A 3,664-nucleotide genomic window follows, 5' to 3' on the forward strand; every position below is an offset into this window, starting at 1 on the left:
CCTCTCCCCCCCCCCCCCTCCCCCCCACCCCCCCCCCCCCTCCCCCTCCCCCCCCCCCCCCCCTCCCTCCCCCCCCTCCCCCCCCCCCCCCCTCCCCCCCCCCCCCCCCCCCACCTTTCTGTCTGTAGCCACACCTGCCGGTGCGTGGGGGCTGATCGCGCAGTTCCCCGCGCCCCTACGGGGCGCCCGTGATCACCTCTGCCGCCGCCAGGCCGCAGACCCTGGCCGCTCCATGCGTGGCGATGTGGAGGGAGCCCCTCGGGGCTGAGCGGGGAACGCCCATCTCGACCACGATCGTGTCGGGTCGGGCCGTAAGGAGGGTGGTCAGGGCCTCTGCCATCCACCCGTGGCGGTGGGCGTCGCGGACGACGGCCACCACTCGCCGCTCCCCCGCCTCGGCCAGCGCGAGCGCCCCCGCGTCCGCGCCGGTGAAGCTGCCCGTCCGAGTGCCGGGGAGCAGGCGTTCCAGCTCGGCGGCCACACCCCACGGGGTCTCGTCGCCCACCGCGATGTTGGCCATCGGGGTGAAGGCGGCGACGTACGGAGCCTCGGTGAGCGGGGCCGTGTAGGACTCGCCCCGGGTGACCGTCAGAGCGCGGCGGGCCGCGACCAGGCCGATCTCGGTGCCGGGCGCGCCCCCCGAACGATCGGCCGCGCCCGGCATCGAGGTCCAGTGGGCCAGCGCACGTACGCGCGTGGCCGCGTCGGCGAGACGCTCCTCGGAGAGCTCGCCCGAGCGAACGGCCCCGACCAGCGCGTCACGAAGGCGCAGGACCGTCTCGTCGTCGGCGAGGCCGCCGCCCACGCAGATCGCGTCGGCACCGGCGGCGATGGCGAGCACGCTGCCGCGCTCGATGCCGTAGGTGGCGGCGATGGCCTGCATCTCCATGCCGTCCGTGACGATCAGGCCGTCGTAGTCCAGTTCCTCGCGCAGGATGCCCGTCAGGATGCGGCGCGAAAGCGTCGCCGGGTACTCCGCGTCCAGGGACGGGACGAGGATGTGCGCGCTCATCACCGCGCGCGAGCCCGCGGCGATCGCCGCGCGGAACGGCGCGAGGTCACGTTCCCGCAGCACCTCGGGGTCGACCCCGATGCGCGGCAGGTCGTGGTGCGAGTCGACCGCGGTGTCGCCGTGCCCGGGGAAGTGCTTGGTGCAGGCGGCGACGCCCGCGGACTGCAGCCCCTCGACGTACGCGGCGGTGTGCCGGGCCACCAGGAGAGGATCCGCGCCGAAGGAACGTACGCCGATGACGGGATTGTCCGGGTTGGAGTTGACGTCGGCGGACGGCGCCCAGTTGAGGTTGACGCCGCAGGCGGCGAGTCGGCGGCCCATCTCGGCGGCCACGTCACGGGTGAGCCCGGTGTCGTCGACCGCGCCGAGCGCGAGGTTGCCGGGGAAGGAGGAGCCGGAGCGGACCTCCAGGCGGGTCACGTCACCGCCCTCCTCGTCGATGGCGACCAGGACGTCGTCGCGCTCGGCGCGCAACTGGGCCGTCAGTGCGGCCAGTTGTTCGGGCGAGGCGATGTTGCGGCCGAACAGGCCGACCGAGGCGAGGCCTTCGCCGATCCTGCGCAGCAGCCAGTCGGGCGCGCTGGTCCCGACGAAGCCGGGCTGCAGGACGGTCAGGGCGTCGCGGGTCAAGGTGTCGGTGGGGCTGGTGAGTGTCGTCATATGGCGGTTATCCCTTCACGGCACCGTCGGTCAGACCGCTGACGGCCCTGCGCTGCAGGAAGACGAAGAGGACGAGGATCGGGATGGCGAAGAGCGAGGCGGCGGCCATGGTGGCACCCCAGTCGTCACCGAAGGCGGTCTGGAAACCGGAGAGCCACACCGGCAGGGTCTTGGCTTCCGCCTCCTTGTTGAGGACAAGGACGAGCGGGAATTCGTTCCAGGCGGTGATGAAGCCGAAGAGCGAGGTTGACATCAGGCCCGGCGCGAGCAGCGGCAGGATGACCCGGCGGAACGCCTGCATCCGCGAACAGCCGTCGACCATCGCCGACTCCTCCAGCTCACGCGGCACCGCGGAGACGAAGCCGCGCAGCGTGAGGAGCGTGAAGGGAAGGATCATCACCATGTAGAAGAGGGTGAGCGGAACCAGGCTGTTCAGCATGTCGGCGTCGCGCACGATGATGTAGATCGCGATGACCATGACTTCCCAGGGCGCCATCTGGGCCAGCATGAAGCCGATGATGAAGCCCTTGCGGCCCTTGAACCGCATCCGGGCCAGCGCGAACGCCGACGCCAGGCCGATGATCAGCGAGAAGATCACGGCGAGCAGCGTGACGGTGAGGGAGTTGCCGACCATCGTCCAGAAGTGGTCGGCCTCGACGGCCGTCTTGAAGTGCTCGAACGTCACGTCGGTCGGGACCCACACCGGGTCCTCGCTGATGATGTCGCCGGTCGGCTTGAAGGCCGTGGCGAACATCCAGTAGACCGGGAAGACGAAGCCGATGAAAAGGACGACGGCGACCGCGTTGGGCCAGATGCGACGGACCCTCGACGACCACGACGAAGCGGTGCGGTTCACAGCTCGTCCTCCTCTTGCTTGAGCACGATCCGCAGGTAGAAGGCGGTCAGGGCCAGCAGGATGACGATGGTGAGCAGCGCGATCGCCGCACCCATGCCGAAGTGCTGGTTGCCCATGCCCTCGATGTAGGCGTAGACGGGCAGGATCTCGGTGAGCCGGTCAGGGCCGCCTTCGTTGAGCGCCATGACCTGCGCGAACGCCTTGAAGACCCAGATGATCTCCAGGAACGTCGTGGCGTAGAGGAAGGGCCGCAGGTAGGGCAGCGTGACGTTCGTGAAGCCCTTCCAGGCGCCTGCGCCGTCGAGCGACGCGGCCTCGTAGAGCTCCTTGGGGATCACCGTCGTCGCGGCGTACAGGTTGATCGCCACGAAAGGGATCGACATCCAGACGATCAGGAAGATGACCACGAAGAATGTGGAGAGCTGGCTGCCCATCCAGTCGTACTCGGCCATCGAGTGCCAGCCGGCCTTGTCCAGGACCCAGTTGACGACGCCGAAGCGCTGGGCGAACAGCCACTGGTAGACGGTCGTCGCCGCGATGACCGGCATCGCCCAGGCGAGCACGAGCCCGACCAGGAGGAACGTCCGCATCCGCTTGCCGAGCCGGGCGAGCAGCAGGCCCACCAGGGTGCCGATCACCATGATCAGTGCGACATTGATCGCGGTGAACGCGATCGAGCGGCCGGTGACCCGCCAGAAGTCCTCTCCGGTGAGGACCTCCTTGAAGTTGTCGATCCCGTTCCACTCCGTGAGGTGGAGGATGAACTGCCTCATGTTGAGGTTCTGGAACGACAGCATCCCGTTGTTGATCAGCGGCCAGCCGAGGAACACGAGCGTGGCCGCGATCGCGGGAAGCAGGAGCAGATAGGGGGCGAGCGACCGGGCACGCTCGCGGGGCTTGCCCGGATCTCCCGGCCGTCCGTCCGTTTTCACGACGTCCGGCGGGCCGGTGGGCGGCCGTTCGGTCTGCACGGTCATGCTCGCCATCTCTTTCGTGGGCATCGCGGAACGCGGCGCTGTGCCGGGCAGCGGGGGGGGGGGGGGGGGGGGGCCCGGGGGCGCGCCCACGCTACAAGAAGGGGCTCCCTCCGTTTTTGCCCCGCGCCTTTTTGTGCCTCCCCCCTCCCTCCTCTGTTT

At 69.8% G+C, this 3,664-nt stretch carries 3 protein-coding genes; all 3 read right to left on the reverse strand.

Annotation, left to right across the window (positions count from 1 at the left end; translation table 11 throughout):
• Window positions 1–175: 175 nt before the first annotated feature.
• From ACZ5CR_RS12700 to ACZ5CR_RS12710, 3 genes are read right to left on the reverse strand one after another with little or no spacing between them, the layout of a single operon-like run.
• On the reverse strand, window positions 176–1,672 hold the full coding sequence (locus tag ACZ5CR_RS12700; protein WP_468856618.1) for a glycoside hydrolase family 3 protein: 1,497 nt from the start codon (window positions 1,670–1,672) through the stop codon (window positions 176–178).
• Window positions 1,673–1,679: 7 nt separating this feature from the next.
• On the reverse strand, window positions 1,680–2,486 hold the full coding sequence (locus tag ACZ5CR_RS12705) for a carbohydrate ABC transporter permease (RefSeq protein WP_468856912.1): 807 nt from the start codon (window positions 2,484–2,486) through the stop codon (window positions 1,680–1,682).
• Window positions 2,487–2,524: 38 nt separating this feature from the next.
• On the reverse strand, window positions 2,525–3,505 hold the full coding sequence (locus ACZ5CR_RS12710; RefSeq protein WP_468856621.1) for a carbohydrate ABC transporter permease: 981 nt from the start codon (window positions 3,503–3,505) through the stop codon (window positions 2,525–2,527).
• Window positions 3,506–3,664 lie beyond the last annotated feature (159 nt).

Source organism: Streptomyces sp. NPDC031274 (genome assembly GCF_055570235.1).